The sequence below is a fragment of the Bacillus sp. YKCMOAS1 genome (assembly GCF_030268125.1).
In the GTDB taxonomy this organism is placed as follows: Bacteria; Bacillota; Bacilli; order Bacillales; family Bacillaceae; genus Bacillus; species Bacillus safensis.
Genome location: NZ_BSEI01000003.1, coordinates 24265 through 38993, shown reverse-complemented (window position 1 = coordinate 38993; position 14729 = coordinate 24265). Strand labels below are relative to the sequence as shown.

Genomic DNA, 14729 nt, shown 5'->3' with positions numbered 1-14729 from the left:
TTTAAAGCCACATCTCATTTATATTATAACGAACACTGTTCGTTAAGAACAGTGTTCGTTTAAAGAGTTTATTTTACGAGTGCTTTAATGAAAAGAAAGCAATCGCCCGTCACCATATGATACACTCCAAATATGATTCTTTTCGATTGTTTTCATTCTGAGTGTAAGAGGTGTTTCTATGAATAAATTATTAGCAATGTTGATATTAGGATTAAGCTTTAGTGGTGCCGCTCTCATTCTTTCTGTCCCTTTGTTATTCAAGTCCAAACTAGAACAATCTGAGCTCGTGTTTGCTTCTGGATCAGCGGGCGCTTTTGCAGTATTTGCTGTCTCATGCTTAGTTCTTCGAAAACAATTCAATCGCTAAAAAACCTAAACATCATCCACCATTAGAATAGTGGAGATTTGTTTAGGTTTTGTGACTTACCTTGATATGAACTTAAAGAATGTGGTACAAGCTGATCCCAATACTGAGAGCGAATAATACAAGTGCCGGGATTGCTTTTTTAAAGGGATCTTTGGCCAATACGATCAGAGTAAGTGCAGCTGCCAGCATCGTGCCTCCTAACAATAAGCCTGATAATATTGCGATTGTTGGCATCCATATGCCGATCAGCATTCCAGCTGCGCCTATGAGCTCAAAGGCTCCGGTTAAAACATTAAAAAAAGCAGGTAAACCAAATCGTTTGAACTCTTCTGCCATTTTCCCTGATATAATTTTCGATCCTGTTACAAAAAAGAAAGCGGCCAATATCATTTGAAGAATAAGTATGAAAATCGTGATCACATCTTCCTAAGTAATTTGACTGAAACAATCCGTCCAAATGGACAAAATTTCAGCTGATACAATTTATATGTCATAGCATATATCGGACATAAATAGTTCGTTACAGATTAGACATTTCAAGATTCATAGTGTGAATGAAATAATTTGTTTAAAAGTAATTTTAATTGTTGAATCTCTTCATCGTTTAATTGCTTTGTCACCGTTTGATGTGCATCCATGACGACAGGAAGAATGGCCTTTTTGACCTCGTCCCCTTTTTCTGTTAAAAGCAGATGATGTGAGCGCCGGTCTTGTTCATTATAGATCTTTTTGACAAGCCCTTTTCGTTCCATAGACTGGATCATTCTGACGACAGTGGTTTGATTTTTATCAATTCCTTCTGCCAATTCTTTTTGAGTAGTTCCCTTTTCACTACTCAGAATACTTATAATACTCCATTGTTCAGGAGTGACCCCGTAAGGCTTTAACCTGTTCGTAAAATAATTGGTCATTTTGAGATCGGTACGATGAACGAGATAGCCTATTAAATCTTGTAAATCCATGTAAACACCCTCTATGAAATTTATATGCTATAGCATTTATATTAGTGAAGCCTTTGAAAATTGTCAAATCATCCATCTGCTTGTTTAAAATCAATCCCTGACAAGATATATGGCACTGCTGTTTTGATAAACTCCTCTGAGGATAAGTGCGAACTATTTTTTCTCCACTCAACAGAAGCTCCGTGAATTCCCCAACTTAAAAAAACAGCTGTGACTTTTAGAATTTGCTTTTCCACATTTGTATATTGATTGATTAACAATTGATAAAAAATAATTTCAAGCTGCTCCCTCACAATAGGAGCAAGTTCAGTTTCATATTCTACTTGGCAGCGGTTATGGAGAGATTGTTGGAAATTCGTTAGTGCTTTAAAAATATTGATAATCGAATCTTCATCTAGTTTACGATGATTGAAATTTATACTTTCTAAATTAATCGATAATACTTCTGATAGTGTTTTATCCAGCAAATCGTATTTATCCTCAAAATGATAATAAAACGTCGCGCGGTTGATCATGGCTTCTGCCGTGACATCTTTGATCGTAATATCCTTAAATTCCTTTTTCGATGAAAGTTTAATAAAAGACTCCATGATTAACTTACGCGTTCTTAGGACCCGAGGGTCTGTCTTTGGCTGTGGCATCTTATCCCCCCTCCTTTTTCAACACATCTATCAATCTGTTGGATAAACAACAAATTGAAGAAATTATTGGTGTTGGTCTCACTCATTGTGTCTTAAGATTTAATTGTAAAGTAAATCATTGCTTGATTCAAACAAACTGATAGGCAATAGCGTTCCTACAAAATTTGAGGAGGAAAATGAAATTGAAAAACAATGAGATGTTTTGTGATATAGAAACAGGTGTATGTGGTGTAGGTGAAGAAGAGGATATTCAGGTCATTGATTTTCAGCAACCTAAAAAAACAATAACGCTCTATTATGTAACAGATCCGATTTGTTCGCATTGCTGGGCAATTGAACCTGTGCTGCGTCGATTTAAAGAGCAATATGGACATTATTTTCATTTCCAGACTGTGTTGGGTGGACTGTTAGAGAAATGGCATGGCGGTCCAATTGATCCTGCAAACGGAATTTACAAACCTGCTGATGTGGCTGGTCACTGGAGAGAGGTTGGAGAACATTCCCGCATGCCAATTGATGGGTCCTTAATGATTGACAATCCTGTTCAATCTTCCTATCCGCCCTCTCGCGTGTTCAAAGTGATTCAAAAACATCATGATGATGCACTAGCCTATACTTTTTTACGCCGTGCAAGAGAAGCGCTATTTGCATTCAATCAAAATATATCGGATATCACGGTGTTAATTGACATCGTCAACGACCTTGGACTTAACGGAGATGTGATTGTCCATGAAGCGGAGCTGCCAAGCGGACAGGAATTATTAAATCAAGATTTTACTCTAGTTCGAGACCTTGGTGCTAGAGGTTTCCCAACGATCATCTTCGTCAACGAAGAAAATAAAGGAGTCAAAATCACGGGTGGCCGCTCATTTGAAGTCTATGTTGAAGGATTAAAGCAAGCTTTAAACACTGAAGAACTTGAACCGAAAAAACGCCCAGCTGTTTCTACCCTGCTCGAAAAAGAAAAACTTCTATTTTCTAAAGAAATTGAAGTGATGTACGATGTTGACCAATCAGATGTACGGTCTTTTATGAAGAAAGAACTTCCGCAGCAGCAGTATCAAATGAAAGAAGTGCTGGGGGAACTGTATTTTACAACTTCAACATAAGGAGAATGACGATGGCACATTTATTACAGGTGGATTTTAAGATGAAAGGCCCTTTCGGTGATGAAATGGCAAAAGAGTTTGCTGATTTAGCGAAAAGTATAAATGAGGAAGACGGATTCATATGGAAAATATGGACGGAGAATCCGGAGAAGAATGAGACTGGCGGAATCTACTTATTCGAAACAAAAGAAGCAGCTGAAAACTATCTTGAGATGCATTCTAAAAGAATCACTAGTTTTGGAATAACAGACATCAACGCTAAAATCTTTAACATGAATGCTCCTCTTACTCATATCACAAAAGGTCCATTAAAAACTCATCAAGGTTGACACATGAAAAAAAGAGCGGCTGATGGCTGCTCTTTTTTCGTGTGATTTCATCCATTCATCCACTTTACATTTTCTTTTTTCTCTTCATTGACGACGAGTTGGAAGATATCAGGTCTTGAATAATGCCCGACTACATCGAAGTCGAATTGACTAGAAGAAATATCACGCAAATCAAGATCTGCCAGCAGTATCTCTTCCTGACCATAGACAGGTTCTTTTATATATTCGCCTAAAGGACCGACTATTGCACTCCCCCCTCGGCACATCTCATCAGGAGAAGATGCTAATTCATCATAGCAGGCTAAATCTTTAGGATACATCTCTTTATTCACATATTGATTACAAGATAGAACGAAGCACCGGCCTTCTGCGGCAATATGGCGAATTGTAGATTGCCATAGTTCCCTGGAATCTGCCGTAGGGGCTATATAGATTTGGACGCCTTTTGCATACATCGCTGCTCTAGCTAATGGCATATAGTTTTCCCAGCAAAATAAAGCGCCTATTTTACCATACGGTGTATCGAAAACCGGCAGTGTGCTGCCATCCCCCTCTCCCCATATGAGTCGTTCGGAACCTGTCGGCTTTAGTTTACGGTGCTTTCCAAGTAAGGTTCCATCTGGTCCGAAAAACAATACGGAACAATATAAAGTCCCGCGACTTGATTCATCATCTCTTTCAATGACACCGATGACGAGGTAGACACCAGCTTTGCGGGCTGCTTCTCCTAATCTGTCTGTTGTTCTACTTGGAACTGGAACTGAATTTTCTAAGTAACGAAGCCAGTCCTTTCTTCCTTCTGGAGAACGGCTTCCTACTGTGGCGCCAAAAGCTAGTCCTCTAGGATAGGCAGGTATAAAAGCTTCAGGAAATACAACAATATTGGCTCCTTTTTCTCCGGCCTCAAGTGTTAACGAAATGGCTTTTTCAGTACATGCTTCTCTATCCATAATGACAGAAGCAGCTTGCACAACAGCAACTCTACATGTTGACATCTTACCCCCTCCTTATTCTCAGTGTAAAAATAAACGTTTATAATGTACAATATATCATCATCATAATGAGTATGCCTTATTGGAATAATGGAGGGTAAAATGAACATACGGGACTTTGAAATATTTAAAACGATTGCGGATTGTGGAAGTTTTTCAAGAGCAAGTGAAAAGCTTTTTATCGCCCAGCCTTCCCTCTCTAAAACCATTCAAAAATTAGAGAAAAAACTGGGTGTCATCCTTTTCGATCGGTCAAATCGAATTTTCAGGTTAACGGATGAAGGAGAGCTTGTATATGAAAAAGCGATTGCGGTACTGCAGCAAATGAATGAATTGCAAATGGAGCTGGGTGATACCGAAACGCATATTCGCGGCCATTTAAAGATCGGTCTGCCGCAAATAATTGGTACCTTTTTCTTTTCGAAAGTGGCAAAAGCTTTTACTCAAAAGCATCCAGATGTGACGCTCGAAATGATTGAGGAGGGCGGCTTACATGTAGAAAAACTCGTTGAGAAAGGCGAAGTAGATGCGGCCTTTATTGTCATACCTGCCCAAAGTCATGAATTAGAAGAACAACTCATTTTTGAAGCGCCGTTTGTGGCTTGTTTACCAAAAAATCACGCTTTAAAAGATGAACAACAGCTCTCACTCGAACAGCTTAAAGAGGATAAATGGATATTGTTTGATTCTTCATTTGCGTTAAGTCAAGTGATTTTAGAAAGCTGCCGTAAGGAACATTTTGTTCCCGATGTCGCTTACAGCACAACACAATGGGATTTGCTTTTGACATTAGTTCGTGATGAATTAGGAGTTGCGATCATTCCAAGTCCTTTAACGGACATGTATAAAGAGGACATTTGTGTAAAACCAATTAGTAGTCAATATATTCCATGGAAAATTGGCATTGTCGTGAAGAAAGGTCGATATAAAACACGTGCTTTGAAGGCTTTTTTAAAAATCGTCACGAATATATACCATGTAGAAACAAAAAAAGCCTAATTCTCAAGGCTTTTTTCATTTTAGATCACTTTCTGCTCGTTTTCTTAATCAAGTTCACACCATCGTATGATAGACTTTCCACATGTACAGGCTTTTGCAGAATGTAATGATCAAAAAATGTCCTTGTATAGTTTGTGATAAGATTCCGCATCTCCATCGCATCCCGCTTTCCTCTCAGTTCTTCGTTTACACCGGTAAACACGATGTCGCAATAATCTAAATGCGCAGCATGCTCAACAGAGAAATAATAGGTTTCCATGCTATTGTTTGCGCCAATGATTGCATTCATATGATAGTTAGGCTCAGAAAAAAGCAGCATAAAGGGTTTTTTCAGGTCGCTGTCAAGAAGACCAAATGCACCGCTATCGAGGCCGATCCCGCAGGCAAATCGGTCGTCATCCCTGCAAACAATCGCTGTCGTAGGCCCTCCGTAAGAATGTCCAATTATGCCCATGCCGGCGTCAAGCTGCAATCTGCCATTGAAGATGGAATTGAGTTCTCCGGTGTCTAGTTTGTAAAGATAATCAGCTGCATACCTTACATCCTCTGCCTGTAATTTGCTATATTTCGTTAACGGATGAAGTATTGGCAGTGTAAGGACGTTACGGCATGTCTCAATGGCAGTTTCATCGTCAGGCCGCATCGTCATCTGACCAGCCAGCGCCATCATCTCTGGATCTTCAGAAAACGCTATAAGGACATCTGAAAAATCCTTTGATACATTAAACAACCGCCCATCTTTACGCTTATACATCGTGCTGTTTTGATGACCGATACTGACGACAACATACCCCATGCTTGCAAGGTCTGTACAGATCACAGTTCCCCATTCTAGAGAGCCGCCCCCGCCGCAAACATAAAATAACACTGGATAGCGTTCTTCCTTCCCGGAAAGAGCGAGGTCGTCGTAACAATGCGTTTGGATATCGATAGAGAAAAAATCCTTTTCCTTCATATACTCAGTGACAAGCGGCTGGTCATGCAGCATTTCGTATACTTCAGGAAACATGTACGTTGATGGGGTCTTCCCTTCATTGCTATCAGACGGATAGTATACAAATGCGGTCAGTTCTCTTTTTGAGTGATCAGATGCCGTGTACTCAAAATCCATCTGTGTGCGTCCGGCAGTATAACCGCCGATTGGTTCTGGGAATGCGTCATATCTTTTCATTCTTTTGTCCCCCTTATGATTTAAAGTGAGTGTGAAAGACACATTGCAAGATAAGCGCTTTCAAAACGATGACCACTCTCTTTATGTTTCGAGCTTTATGATATAATAACTTGTCAATGTAAGCCGTTTAGTGAAACAGAAATGAACTTGCTGGAAGGTATTCATCCTTGTAAAAGATTCTGAAGAAATGATAGGTGATAACAATGAGAAGGCTTGAGTCTGGTATGTCAGTAGACAATGAAATATTTTCTGATATTGTCAGGTATGAACACGAAACGATAAGCGGATTGACAATTAGCAACTCGAATGTTCATTCACCTATATTTTGGAGCTGTCAGCTGCGTCATCTTGAATTTGATACGTGTGATCTAACGAATGCGAGATTTTTTGCAGGTAGTACGATTGAGCATTGTACTTTTATTCGTTCTGATTTGCGCTCTGTTGGGATTGCTGAAGGCGAGGCTGTTTTTACGAATTGCGAATTTTCCTCCTGTGATATGAGAGGAATGACATTGGAGAATGCTGTGTTTATCAACTGTACATTTTATCAATGTAGGTTTAATGACCGCATTTTACAAGCAGGGAATATTGTTCATTGCACTTTTACCGGTAAGCTAGTGGATATAACGTTTGAGGGAAATGGTAAACAAAAGCTGATCGCCAACTTTGAAAACTGCATTCTTGACGGTGTTCGCTTTACAGGCTGTGACCTGTCGCAATGTATTCCGCCAGCTTCCAAAACCATCTATATGTTGAAAAGGTCTCCGCGCGTGTCAAACAGGCATTGCTGAAGATAAATCATGACCCTCATCTATCTGACGAGGATCGGAAAGTACTGGTACGCAGCCTGCACAAGCTTGAGCATATGGAACAATATATTTTTAACACAGCACATATGGAGAAAATACATGGGGCTGATTTTGTGGAGCGATTTTTCAGTTATCTGGAATGTAACAAAGAGAACGCTTGATACGTACCTCTTCCTGCTAAGTCTAGGTCGTACATCAACTTCGAGTATATTTGAGTGGAATCAGTTCCCCGATTTTCACTTTGACTAGCTCGCCATGTATTTCTATATGGAAAAAGCTGATTTTTGTTAATATCAGCTTTTTCGTTATGCTCTTTTATAGCGGCCATACATATAGCGAATGATTTTTGTGATGACAGAGGTACACATGCATAAAAAGGTCATCAACACGACCCAATACATATTTGACATGTCAAACCCAGTATAGGCAAATATGAAAATAGTGGAGACGGCAAATGTGATGATAAGAACGATATAAACTCGCTTAAAGATGCAGTAGCCAACAATCCCCCAAATCAAAGATAACAAAGGCAATGTAAATAAGATCAGCGCCATAGGATGAAGAAAGAAAACACTCATCATGTCACTCTCCTTTATGAACCGGTGAAGAACCGAATATGTATCATATTAATAGGAAATTCGTGCGTTGTAAACAAAAATTGGAATTTAAGGAATTTTTAATCTGAGGTGAATTGACAATCTAAATGTATTTCATGTTGAATGGAAAAAGACTGCTTTCAGTAAGCAGCCTATTTTTTCGAATATTTAAGTCAGAGCATTTTGATGTGTGAAAAAGACCTGACTATTTATCACCTGAATGATTTTTTCCTGAGCATCTTGTGCCTCAGGGGTTGGCATGACGACAAACACATGCAGCATTTCTGGATAAACAAAGGTTTTCATGTCAATTCCTTGTTCTGTTAGCTTTTCATCAAGCTTTAGTGCATCTGGATATAAAATATCATGTGTTCCAATAAAATGAGTGATCTTCCCAAGACCATGAAAGTCCCCATGAATTGGACTGATTAATGGGTCAGTTATCTTTTTATCTGCTGCCCACATTTTTGTAATGACATCTATTCCTTCAGGCGCTAAAATGGGATCTTTAAGGGCATATTCAGATATAAGAGGATTGCTTAAACTCATATCAACACATGCAGATAATAAAATAATATCCTTCGGCTGCGGCAGACTTTCCATCTTTAAGAGATGCGCCAGGCCAAGTGAGATATTTCCGCCCGCTGAATCTCCCATAATTGTTAATTGATCGGTACTCTCAACCGTTTTTAGTATTTCTTTATATAGATTTAAGATTTTCGGATAGGTATCTTGGTAGCTATAATGAGGTAATTTAGGATATATAGGAGCGACCACTTTGGCATTAAGGGATTGAGCCATTTTATCCATGTACCACCAATGGAAATTAAGAGGCTGGTTTACCCAAGCACCACCATGTATATAGAGAATCACCTTTTGCTTTTGCGACATTTGGTCATTCAATGTGAAAACCTGCATTCCTTCGAAAATTTGCTCCTTTATTTCACTCACTAATTTCACATCATCTCCGATTGCATAAGGCTTAATATTTTCTATTTGAGATAGAAAGTTTTTGGTTTTTTCGACACTAGCAAAACTCTCTTTATTACTTTGGGACGTGATTAATGTTTCAAATTGAATACTTTCTTCAGAACGTTCTCCGTTATAAATTTCGACACTCATTTTATTTCTCTCCTTTAAGCAGATATGTTTATTCGTCATCCTGATTCATCACACGAAATGATTTGAGATACACTTGTACTTCTTTCTCGGGAGTCTTTAATAAGTTAGATAAAAGGTCTTGAATGAGGCGCAGGCTTTTAATTTTCTTTTCAATTTCTTCATGTTTATGTTTTACGATTCTTTTTAAAGTATCAAGTTCTATATCTTGACTCAGCATTTCCAATATTTCTTTTATTTCCTTTAGTGAATAACCCAATGATTTGGCATCTTTGATCAATTGAATTTTCACAATATAATCTTCTGTGTATAGTCTATAACCGTTCGAACGGCGTCTCGGGACAGGTAAAATGTTGTGTTCTTCATAGTAACGAATTGCGGCAGGGCTTATTCCAGTTTGTTTGGCAAGTTCACCTCTAGTCATCAACTCCATTGTTACTCCTTTTTTGTGATTTTGTCTTACTATAATTACATTATAAAGGTTGAACTATACTTCAAGGTCAAGAGATGTTTTCGTGAAAAATAAAACACCATCGCATGCAGCCGGTTAAGGCGCCCTGAGATGGTGTTTTTCATCATTCAATCTGCTTTTATAGGTCTTCTCCATTTGATGCAATTACATTTTTGTACCAGAAAAATGAATCTTTACGGTAACGATTCAGTGTCCCATTTCCTAGGTCGTCTTGATCCACATAGATCAAACCATAGCGTTTAGTCATTTGAGATGTTCCGCAGCTGATTAAGTCAATACAGCCCCAAGGTGTGTATCCCATTAAGTCAACACCTTCTTTTACTGCTTCTTTCATCTGTTCAATATGTTTTTTCAAATAATCAATTCGATAATCATCGTGGATTTTTCCATCTTGTGTCAATGTATCTCTTGCGCCAAGTCCATTTTCACAAACAAATAAAGGCTTTTGGTATCTGTCATACAGTTTAATTAATGAAATGCGCAGACCCATTGGATCGATCGGCCAATCCCATTGTGATAATTCCAAGTGCTCATTTTTAATCGGACTGTCAAACGTGCCCGCTAGCTCAGCGGCATCTTCACGCGCTTCTGCTACGTGTGACATATAGTAGCTGATCGCAACAAAATCAACAGTGCCCTCTTTCAAAATTTGTTCATCCTGCTCTTTAATATCCAGCTTGATTTGATTATCAGCAAAGTATTTTACCATGTATGTTGGATATTCGCCTCTAGCTTGAACATCAGGATAGAACATATTCAATTGATTCGATTTGACTGCCTGCAGCTGATCCTCTGGTTTTGTTGTTTTTGCATAGGCTTCAATTTGGTTAATCATACAGCCAATTTGGACATTTGGAATGATTTCCTTCGCTGCCTTCACTGTTAATGCACTTGCCACAAATTGATGGTGAGATGCTTGGTAAGCAGCCTGTAATTTATGGTCTACTAAATCCTCTAAAATGCCAGCACCTGTATAAAGACTATTGAGGTTCATATTCATTTCATTAAATGTAATCCAATATTTCACTTTGTTTTTATATCTTTCTAAAATCGCACGCGCGTATTTTTCGAACAATGGGACAAGCTCTCTACTCATCCATCCATTATATTTCTCTGTTAAAGTAATCGGCATTTCATAATGAGACATCGTTACAAGCGGCTCAATTCCATATTTCGCACATTCATCAAATACTTTATCGTAAAAAGCCAATCCTTCTTCGTTCGGCTTGTCCTCTAAACCTGTTGGAAAGATTCTTGCCCATGAAATAGATAAGCGAAAGACTTTGAAGCCCATTTCTGCAAACAGTGCGATATCTTCTTCATAACGATGATAAAAATCAATTCCGCGTCTTTTTGGGAAATCAAATGCATCAGGATTTTCCTTGTATTTGTTTAGTTCAGCTGAACTCACATCGAATGTAAAGTTGTTTACTTTTCCTTGTGCATAGGGATCTTTATATGCCGCGTAGTCTGAAGTTGACAGCCCTTTCCCGCCTTCTAAATATGCGCCCTCTATTTGATTGGCAGCTGTTGCGCCACCCCATAGAAAATTATCTGAAAAACCTTTTTTTAATTCTTTCATTTCAATCATCCCTTCTATTTATGATTAATGAATGAGCATTAAGAGTTTATTTTCTCCTGCGTTGACATAAGAGTCACCTGTATGGATGACATCTAGGTACTTCGAGGAATTAGTGACGATAATAGGTGTCACAACATTTAATTCTTTTGATTGAATTCCTTCTATATCAAATGATAATAAATGATCCCCAATGTTGATTTCATTTCCTTCTTCCACCAATACCTCAAAGAATTGACCATTTAGGCTGACGGTATCAATCCCTACATGTATTAATAATTCAATCCCATCATCTGAAACCAAACCTATTGCATGTTTAGTAGGTGTAACGGTCACTACTTTTCCGGAAAACGGTGCTTGTACCACCCCCTTATCAGGCATAATCGCTACTCCCTTGCCCATCATTTCGCTGGAGAAGACGGCATCATTGACTTCAGATAAAGGAACGACCTGACCAGTTATAGGTGCTTGTACTTCATAAGGATTTACTTGTCTGGCAGCTTGTTGATTGACTGCATGCTCTGGATCTTTAGATGACTTTCCTTGTTTTAGCGGCTGACCTTCCACTTTTGTGGCAGGTTCTTTGAAACCAAGGAACATAGTGACAAGCAGTGAGACCAAAAAGCTCAGCGCTATTCCAATTAAAGCGAGCTGGAAATTGTTTGTGCCTTTCATAATGTAGGTTGGCAGAGATGTAATACCTGGAATTGAAAATGCTGTCGTTTTGACTGAAAATAAACCATAAAAACATCCGCCAACTGCGCCGCCAATTAATGAAGCATAGAAAGGCTTTTTCAATCTCAGTGTGACTCCATAAATGGCTGGTTCTGTGATACCAAAGAAACTCGGAAGCAATGTTGATAATGCCAAAGACCTTGTTTCTACTCGTTTTGTGCGAATGATGACTCCTAAAACGGCGCCTGCTTGTGCCATATTGGCAATAAAGTTCATCGGAAGCAGCATGACATCGTATCCAACTTTTTCAAAGCTGGCAAACGTGCTTGGGAAGAATGCGTAATGCATCCCAGTTAGCACAATTAAAGGCATGAGGCCTCCCATTAATAAGCCTGCAATGGGTCCAGCAAAATGGAATAAAGAAGTGAAAAAGATCTCTAAATACTGACCGAAAACGTTTCCAATAGGAGCTATGAAAGCTAGTGTAAGAGGCGCTGTGATCATTAAGCTCAGTACCGGTGTAAATACGATGCTTAAGGATTTTGGAATGACTTTCGTTATCCACTTATCGATAAAGCTAAGCAGCAGTACTCCTAAAATAATCGGTAAAACGGAAGAAGTATAATTATTTAATGGAATACTCAATCCTAAAAAACTAAGTGGATCTGCCCCTTTTGCTGCCCCTTCCACCATCGTGGGATATAATAAAATCCCAGCGAGTGCCATCGCGAGAGATTCTCGTGTTTTAAATTTCTTCGCTGCAGAATAAGCAATGAGGAAAGGTAAAAAGTAAAAGACAGCATTTGAAAAGATTTGTAGTACAGCATAGGTAGAGGTTTTTTCTGTCAGCCAGCCTAAACTAACGAACAAAGCCATGATCCCTTTAATCAATCCACTACCAACAATCGCCGGCAAAATCGGTGTGAAAATTCCGCTAATGACATCGAATACGACTTCGATTGGATTCATCTTTGACGTATTTTTAGCAGGAGAAGAATCATTGCTGCTGTCACCAATCAGATGGTCTATTTCCTCATAGACTTCTGCAACTTTTGCTCCAATAATGACTTGGAATTGTCCGCTTTGGAATTGCGCTCCGAGCACTCCATCTACTGTTTTCAGTTCATCTACTTTTACCTGTTTTTCATCGTTGATATTAAATCTCAGCCTCGTAATACAATGCCAGCTTTGAGATATATTGCCGGTTCCGCCGATTAATTTGATAATTTCTTGCGCCAATTCTTTGTTGTTCATGTCTTCACCCCTTCATTTTCACAAAAAAAACCTAAACAAAATCCACCATTAGAAAGACCATTCTTCTAAATGGAGATTTGTTTAGGTTAATGCTTTTTCATAACACGCCTAAAAGAAATCATGTATTCTGTTGATGTTTCTTTGTGATTCTTTCAATATGAATGACTAGAAAAACAAGTTCGTCTTCTGTGACATTCCAATTAAATTCACGCTTTAACATTTCTTTAATAATCAAACCGCATGCATAGCTCTTCATATAACGATCCTGAATTAATTCTTTTAATGAATCATCCATCTGCTGAGGCGGTTGATTTGTTTCTTGTCTGACAATAAAATATCTCAAATGAGTGATAAACCTCGAATAATCTATCGATGATTTATCTAATACCATCTCGAAAATGTTTTGAATAATCTTAACGATTTCCTTCGTGAGATGGGTCATTTTGATCGTATCTCCCATAGACTGACCATCTATTTGAGCGTTTACAAAATGAAGGGCAATGAGTGAAGCTTCTGTATCTTCAAAGGTAATCCCCATCATTTTTTGAATAATTTTAAGTGCTTTTTTCCCAATTTGATATTCTTGAAAATATAGATGTGGAATTTCCCATACGATAGGGTTTTCATATTCCATTTTTTCTTGATGCCTTTGAATAGAAAAGGTAAGATGATCAGATAGCGAAAACAGCATGCTGGAACCTAATTTTTTATTCAACATCTCTTCGCCCATATGAATGATTTTTTCAGTTAATAAAAGGATATCAGTTGGGATAGCGGCAAGTTGAGATTCTAATGGAGACGTCTGATCAGAATAAAATGTCTTACTGACAGCGCTCTCATCAAGAGTATCACCTTTTTTCTTCTTAAAGCCTATTCCTGTACCAAAAACAACTACTTCATTTTGCGTGTCTGTTAGAGCTAATACGATATTATTGTTTAAAACTTTAACGACGGTGAACATCTTCATCCCACCTTACCTAAAACTGCTAAAAAAAGCATAAAAAAACACCAAAATCTCAGCAAACAACGTACAAATGTACAACATGTTTACCTGACTTGGTGGTGCCTGATGATATCAGTAACACTCCTGCATCGGTTACGACTTTATTGTAAACACAGGATAAACTAAAGTCAACTATTTTTTTCGGTAAGATAGATTTAAATACCTATATTATAGTATGTCGTTTATAAATTATTTTAAAAGGTAAATAAGTTTAAGGTTGCTGTAAGGTTCGGATTAATACAGGTTAAGGTTCAGGTAGTACAATGGGTTTGTAGTGAATAAATCATAGAGGTGAAACGTTTTGAGAGAAAATAAAATCTTGTCTTCATTATGTTACTTTAGTATCTTTTTTGCACCATTTTTGTTCCCAATTATCGTCTATTTCTTAGGTCAGGACGACGTGAAATATCATGCGAAAAAATCATTATGGACGCATATTATTCCTTATTTGATTTTTGGTATTGGCATCCTTGGTTCAGGTTTACTTGGTATGAAAGATATCAGCCATGCGGGGCCTTTCTTAATTGCGACATATGCAGTAACATTCCTTGTTGCTATCTACTTCTTCATTTGGAACATTGTAAAAGGCATCAAAGTGTTTTCAGAATAAATAATAGATGAAAAAACGGTTCTGTTGTTGATCAGAACCGTT

17 protein-coding genes are annotated in these 14729 nt (G+C 38.2%); 6 read left to right on the top strand and 11 right to left on the bottom strand.

Annotation, left to right across the window (positions count from 1 at the left end; all coding sequences use genetic code 11):
• Positions 1-178: 178 nt before the first annotated feature.
• The gene (locus QSJ46_RS09255; protein WP_047203145.1) at positions 179-367 is read left to right on the top strand and encodes a hypothetical protein; all 189 of its coding nucleotides are present in this window, start codon (positions 179-181) and stop codon (positions 365-367) included.
• Between the two features lie 72 nt (positions 368-439).
• Here QSJ46_RS09255 and QSJ46_RS09250 read toward each other — a convergent pair whose 3' ends face one another.
• From QSJ46_RS09250 to QSJ46_RS09240, 3 genes are all read right to left on the bottom strand, one after another.
• The gene (locus QSJ46_RS09250; RefSeq protein ID WP_039178975.1) at positions 440-787 is read right to left on the bottom strand and encodes a DoxX family protein; all 348 of its coding nucleotides are present in this window, start codon (positions 785-787) and stop codon (positions 440-442) included.
• 116 nt (positions 788-903) lie between these two features.
• Positions 904-1329: a MarR family winged helix-turn-helix transcriptional regulator gene (locus QSJ46_RS09245; protein ID WP_041085171.1), complete on the bottom strand. Its 426-nt coding sequence runs from the start codon at positions 1327-1329 to the stop codon at positions 904-906.
• Positions 1330-1397: 68 nt separating this feature from the next.
• Positions 1398-1970: a TetR/AcrR family transcriptional regulator gene (locus tag QSJ46_RS09240; protein ID WP_107163762.1), complete on the bottom strand. Its 573-nt coding sequence runs from the start codon at positions 1968-1970 to the stop codon at positions 1398-1400.
• 182 nt (positions 1971-2152) lie between these two features.
• On the opposite strand from QSJ46_RS09240, the gene QSJ46_RS09235 reads away from it, so the two are divergent.
• Positions 2153-3079 (top strand): DsbA family protein, encoded by a 927-nt coding sequence (locus QSJ46_RS09235; RefSeq protein WP_059376804.1) that lies wholly within the window; start codon positions 2153-2155, stop codon positions 3077-3079.
• A gap of 11 nt (positions 3080-3090) precedes the next feature.
• Positions 3091-3408 carry a monooxygenase gene (locus tag QSJ46_RS09230; RefSeq protein ID WP_285604627.1) on the top strand — a complete coding sequence of 106 codons (318 nt, stop codon included), beginning with the start codon at positions 3091-3093 and terminating at the stop codon, positions 3406-3408.
• A gap of 47 nt (positions 3409-3455) precedes the next feature.
• Here the strand turns inward: QSJ46_RS09230 and QSJ46_RS09225 are convergent, their stop codons facing one another.
• Positions 3456-4403, bottom strand: a complete 948-nt coding sequence (locus tag QSJ46_RS09225; RefSeq protein ID WP_285604626.1) for a carbon-nitrogen hydrolase family protein — start codon at positions 4401-4403, stop codon at positions 3456-3458.
• A 99-nt stretch (positions 4404-4502) separates the two neighbouring features.
• Here QSJ46_RS09225 and QSJ46_RS09220 point away from each other — a divergent pair, with 99 nt between their 5' ends.
• Positions 4503-5399, top strand: coding sequence for a LysR family transcriptional regulator (locus tag QSJ46_RS09220; RefSeq protein ID WP_285604625.1), 897 nt, complete (start codon positions 4503-4505; stop codon positions 5397-5399).
• 25 nt (positions 5400-5424) lie between these two features.
• Here QSJ46_RS09220 and QSJ46_RS09215 read toward each other — a convergent pair whose 3' ends face one another.
• A complete protein-coding gene (locus QSJ46_RS09215) occupies positions 5425-6570 on the bottom strand; it encodes an alpha/beta hydrolase (RefSeq protein ID WP_285604624.1) in 1146 nt (381 codons plus the stop codon).
• Positions 6571-6773: 203 nt separating this feature from the next.
• On the opposite strand from QSJ46_RS09215, the gene QSJ46_RS09210 reads away from it, so the two are divergent.
• Positions 6774-7361, top strand: coding sequence for a pentapeptide repeat-containing protein (locus tag QSJ46_RS09210; protein ID WP_285604623.1), 588 nt, complete (start codon positions 6774-6776; stop codon positions 7359-7361).
• A gap of 323 nt (positions 7362-7684) precedes the next feature.
• Here QSJ46_RS09210 and QSJ46_RS09205 read toward each other — a convergent pair whose 3' ends face one another.
• The 6 genes from QSJ46_RS09205 to QSJ46_RS09180 form a co-directional block, all read right to left on the bottom strand.
• Positions 7685-7957 (bottom strand): DUF2651 family protein, encoded by a 273-nt coding sequence (locus QSJ46_RS09205; protein ID WP_269773067.1) that lies wholly within the window; start codon positions 7955-7957, stop codon positions 7685-7687.
• A gap of 186 nt (positions 7958-8143) precedes the next feature.
• Complete coding sequence (locus QSJ46_RS09200) at positions 8144-9097, bottom strand: alpha/beta hydrolase fold domain-containing protein (protein ID WP_285604622.1); 954 nt, start codon at positions 9095-9097, stop codon at positions 8144-8146.
• A gap of 28 nt (positions 9098-9125) precedes the next feature.
• On the bottom strand, positions 9126-9527 hold the full coding sequence (locus QSJ46_RS09195) for a MerR family transcriptional regulator (RefSeq protein WP_047203156.1): 402 nt from the start codon (positions 9525-9527) through the stop codon (positions 9126-9128).
• 157 nt (positions 9528-9684) lie between these two features.
• Positions 9685-11148, bottom strand: a complete 1464-nt coding sequence (locus QSJ46_RS09190) for a glycoside hydrolase family 1 protein (protein WP_285604621.1) — start codon at positions 11146-11148, stop codon at positions 9685-9687.
• 24 nt (positions 11149-11172) lie between these two features.
• The gene (locus QSJ46_RS09185; protein ID WP_285604620.1) at positions 11173-13074 is read right to left on the bottom strand and encodes a beta-glucoside-specific PTS transporter subunit IIABC; all 1902 of its coding nucleotides are present in this window, start codon (positions 13072-13074) and stop codon (positions 11173-11175) included.
• 118 nt (positions 13075-13192) lie between these two features.
• Positions 13193-14035: a PRD domain-containing protein gene (locus QSJ46_RS09180; RefSeq protein WP_041085182.1), complete on the bottom strand. Its 843-nt coding sequence runs from the start codon at positions 14033-14035 to the stop codon at positions 13193-13195.
• A gap of 343 nt (positions 14036-14378) precedes the next feature.
• Between QSJ46_RS09180 and QSJ46_RS09175 the strand changes: the two genes are divergently transcribed.
• Positions 14379-14687 carry a magnetosome magnetite crystal formation protein family gene (locus QSJ46_RS09175; RefSeq protein ID WP_039179010.1) on the top strand — a complete coding sequence of 103 codons (309 nt, stop codon included), beginning with the start codon at positions 14379-14381 and terminating at the stop codon, positions 14685-14687.
• Positions 14688-14729: the final 42 nt, after the last annotated feature.

Excerpts from the sequence above, each read along its gene's own strand:
- QSJ46_RS09255 (WP_047203145.1), top strand. The coding sequence starts at position 179 with ATGAATAAATTATTAGCAATGTTGATATTAGGATTAAGCTTTAGTGGT.
- QSJ46_RS09185 (WP_285604620.1), bottom strand. The coding sequence starts at position 13,074 with ATGAACAACAAAGAATTGGCGCAAGAAATTATCAAATTAATCGGCGGA.
- QSJ46_RS09210 (WP_285604623.1), top strand. The coding sequence starts at position 6,774 with ATGAGAAGGCTTGAGTCTGGTATGTCAGTAGACAATGAAATATTTTCT.
- QSJ46_RS09230 (WP_285604627.1), top strand. The coding sequence starts at position 3,091 with ATGGCACATTTATTACAGGTGGATTTTAAGATGAAAGGCCCTTTCGGT.
- QSJ46_RS09205 (WP_269773067.1), bottom strand. The coding sequence starts at position 7,957 with ATGAGTGTTTTCTTTCTTCATCCTATGGCGCTGATCTTATTTACATTG.
- QSJ46_RS09190 (WP_285604621.1), bottom strand. The coding sequence starts at position 11,148 with ATGAAAGAATTAAAAAAAGGTTTTTCAGATAATTTTCTATGGGGTGGC.
- QSJ46_RS09220 (WP_285604625.1), top strand. The coding sequence starts at position 4,503 with ATGAACATACGGGACTTTGAAATATTTAAAACGATTGCGGATTGTGGA.
- QSJ46_RS09200 (WP_285604622.1), bottom strand. The coding sequence starts at position 9,097 with ATGAGTGTCGAAATTTATAACGGAGAACGTTCTGAAGAAAGTATTCAA.
- QSJ46_RS09180 (WP_041085182.1), bottom strand. The coding sequence starts at position 14,035 with ATGTTCACCGTCGTTAAAGTTTTAAACAATAATATCGTATTAGCTCTA.
- QSJ46_RS09195 (WP_047203156.1), bottom strand. The coding sequence starts at position 9,527 with ATGGAGTTGATGACTAGAGGTGAACTTGCCAAACAAACTGGAATAAGC.
- QSJ46_RS09245 (WP_041085171.1), bottom strand. The coding sequence starts at position 1,329 with ATGGATTTACAAGATTTAATAGGCTATCTCGTTCATCGTACCGATCTC.
- QSJ46_RS09215 (WP_285604624.1), bottom strand. The coding sequence starts at position 6,570 with ATGAAAAGATATGACGCATTCCCAGAACCAATCGGCGGTTATACTGCC.
- QSJ46_RS09225 (WP_285604626.1), bottom strand. The coding sequence starts at position 4,403 with ATGTCAACATGTAGAGTTGCTGTTGTGCAAGCTGCTTCTGTCATTATG.
- QSJ46_RS09240 (WP_107163762.1), bottom strand. The coding sequence starts at position 1,970 with ATGCCACAGCCAAAGACAGACCCTCGGGTCCTAAGAACGCGTAAGTTA.